The sequence below is a fragment of the Ornithinimicrobium sp. genome (assembly GCF_030537745.1).
Lineage (GTDB): Bacteria > Actinomycetota > Actinomycetes > Actinomycetales > Dermatophilaceae > Ornithinicoccus.
On sequence record NZ_JAUNVI010000081.1, the window covers coordinates 1 to 2,425 of the forward strand.

Sequence of the window (2,425 nt, forward strand, 5' to 3'; positions counted from 1 at the left end):
CACGCCCTCACCCCTGCCTCTGCCCTCAGCCCTACCCACGCCCTCGCCCCTACCCGGGTCCTCTCCGTCGAGCCGAACACCGCCGCGTGCATGGTCGCCAGCCTGACTGCCGGTGAGCCCATCACCGTGCCGACCGGCAGCACCGTGATGGCCGGTCTCAATTGCGGCACGGTGTCCAGCCTCGCGTGGCCAGTCATGAAGAACGGTTGCGACGCCGCCGTGACCGTCTCAGACGAGGAAGCTCGCCAAGCGTCTGCGGACCTCTTCGCGCTCGGCGTCTCCTCGGGCACCTGCGGAGCGGCCACGCTGGCCGGCGTGCGAGCCGCCCTCGGCAATGCCATCAGCCGCGCGGATCTCGACCTGGCCGACGACGCCGTCGTGGTCCTGCTCAGCACCGAGGGAGCGTGACATCCGGCAACGAGCCCGATCGGGCAACGAGCGCGATCCGACAGCGGGCTCTGGCCTGGCCACCGGTCCGGGTGACTCGTGGGTCAGCGCGCCAGTCCCTCGCGCCACTCCTGCTGGAGCAGGGCATAACTGATCCCGTCGTGCCAGGTGCCGTCACGGTGCAGCGATTCCTGGACGAAATAGCCTTCCCGCCGCAGACCGACCTTGTCCATCACGCGCCACGACGCACGGTTGTCGGCGAAACACACCGCCTCGATGCGGCGGACGCCGAGGTCGAAGGCGATGACGATCAGCTCCCGCACCGCCTCGGTCGCATAGCCCTGCCCCTTGTGCGCAGGGGCGATGCACCAACCGAGTTCGGCCTGAGTGCCGATCGCTTCGCCCGCCACCTCGGCCTGGCTCCACGCGTTCTGGACCGTCACCATCAGGTCCCCGACGACCACGTGCTCCCGCTCGATCACGAGCGTGGAGTCGAGCCGTTGCCCGAACGCCTGGACATACTCCTCGCGATCGGTGGGCAACGCGGTCAGCCATCGACCGACCTCGGGAAGGCTGCGGTAGGAGAACACGACGCCTCCGTCGTCGGCCCTTGCCGGTCGGATCAGAAGACGCTCTGTCCGGCGCGGCCAGCCGAGGTCGTCCAAGGTTGGCGTCACCCTCGCACGCTAGCGCGGCCGGCTCCCCCGCCGCACCAGGAGCGTCCAGATTCTTTGCGCACGGCGCGGGCGCCAGCGCAGGGCGGACAGACAACAGCCCCGCCGCGATCTCGGGCATCACGCGACGGGGCTGCTGAGCTGGTATGACGAAGGGCGTACTACTTCGTGGCGTGGTCCTTGGCGAGGCGGGCCAGGGCGAGCGCGGCGACGAACAGGCCGAAGTCGCGCAGCGCGACGTCGTAGAAGCCGGGCAGCGTCAGCAGGTTGAGGATGATGCCCGCCAGCCAGGCGGCCACGACATACGCTCCGATCTTGGGGCGCACCCAGACCAGGACGCCGGCAATGATCTCCACCACGCCGACCATCATCATGTCGACGGAAGCGGAACCGGGCATGAGGTTGTCGATCCACGGCGCGAGATAGTTCGTCCACTCCGTGAGGATGTTGGTGAACTTGTCGAGGCCGAACAGGATCGGCGCAATCGTGAAAACCGTGCGGAGCAGGAAGTACGCCTCCTGCGCTCCGGTACGTGCGGGTGCGTCAGTACGAACGGTGTGGGCGGCTTCCGTGCTCATCGGACTTGCCTTTCGTGAGTTGTCGCCTTCTAAAGGAGAGGCTTATCTATGATGGAACACCCAAAATCGTCTTTCGTCAAGGGGCGTATCCTTTAGACATGTTCGGAACCTCGAAGCAGTCAGCCATCACCGGAGTCGCCGCCCTTGCCGAGCCGGTGCGGCGGCGGCTGTATGAAGCAGTTGCGACGGCTCCGGGCTCGCTCGGTCGGGAGGCTGCAGCAGAGGTTGCGGGGGTTCCCGTGCACACCGCGAAGTTTCACCTGGACAAACTCGTCGACGCGGGCCTGCTGGAGGTGGAGTTTCGACGGCTGACCGGACGCACCGGGCCAGGGTCAGGTCGGCCGGCCAAGCTCTATCGTCGGGCCGAGCGCGAGATCCACGTCGAGTTGCCCGCTCGCCAGTACGACCTCCTCAGCCGCATCCTGGCCCGCGCCGTCGCGCGGTCTGATGCGGGCGAAGAGCGGGTCGCCGAAGTCGCAGGGCGGGTCGCGCGTGAGGAAGGTGTGGCGATGGGCGAGTCCCGAGCCTCCTCCGGGGCGGAGTTGAAGCAGTTGTGCCAGGTGCTCACCGACGTCGGCTACGAGCCACAGCTCGACGAGGACCAGACCGTTCGGTTGCTGAACTGTCCCTTTCACCACGCGGCGCGCGAGCAGACCGACCTGGTGTGCGGACTCAACCTGGAGTATGTCTCCGGGGTGCGCGACGGGATGGGCTGCACGGGAGTCGCGACCGCACTCGACCCAGGCCCCTGCCGGTGCTGCGTGAGCCTCCGCCAGACCTGAGAGT

Annotated in this window: 4 protein-coding genes; 2 read left to right on the plus strand and 2 right to left on the minus strand. The window is 67.6% G+C overall.

Annotation, left to right across the window (positions count from 1 at the left end):
* The coding region (locus tag Q4P07_RS12900) for a pyridoxal-phosphate dependent enzyme (RefSeq protein ID WP_303375321.1) at positions 1-408 on the plus strand (408 nt) is incomplete at its 5' end.
* Between the two features lie 83 nt (positions 409-491).
* Here Q4P07_RS12900 and Q4P07_RS12905 read toward each other — a convergent pair.
* Complete coding sequence (locus Q4P07_RS12905; protein ID WP_303375322.1) at positions 492-1,064, minus strand: GNAT family N-acetyltransferase; 573 nt, start codon at positions 1,062-1,064, stop codon at positions 492-494.
* A 158-nt stretch (positions 1,065-1,222) separates the two neighbouring features.
* The gene (locus tag Q4P07_RS12910; RefSeq protein ID WP_303375323.1) at positions 1,223-1,639 is read right to left on the minus strand and encodes a hypothetical protein; all 417 of its coding nucleotides are present in this window, start codon (positions 1,637-1,639) and stop codon (positions 1,223-1,225) included.
* 98 nt (positions 1,640-1,737) lie between these two features.
* On the opposite strand from Q4P07_RS12910, the gene Q4P07_RS12915 reads away from it, so the two are divergent.
* Positions 1,738-2,421, plus strand: a complete 684-nt coding sequence (locus Q4P07_RS12915; protein WP_303375324.1) for a metalloregulator ArsR/SmtB family transcription factor — start codon at positions 1,738-1,740, stop codon at positions 2,419-2,421.
* Positions 2,422-2,425 lie beyond the last annotated feature (4 nt).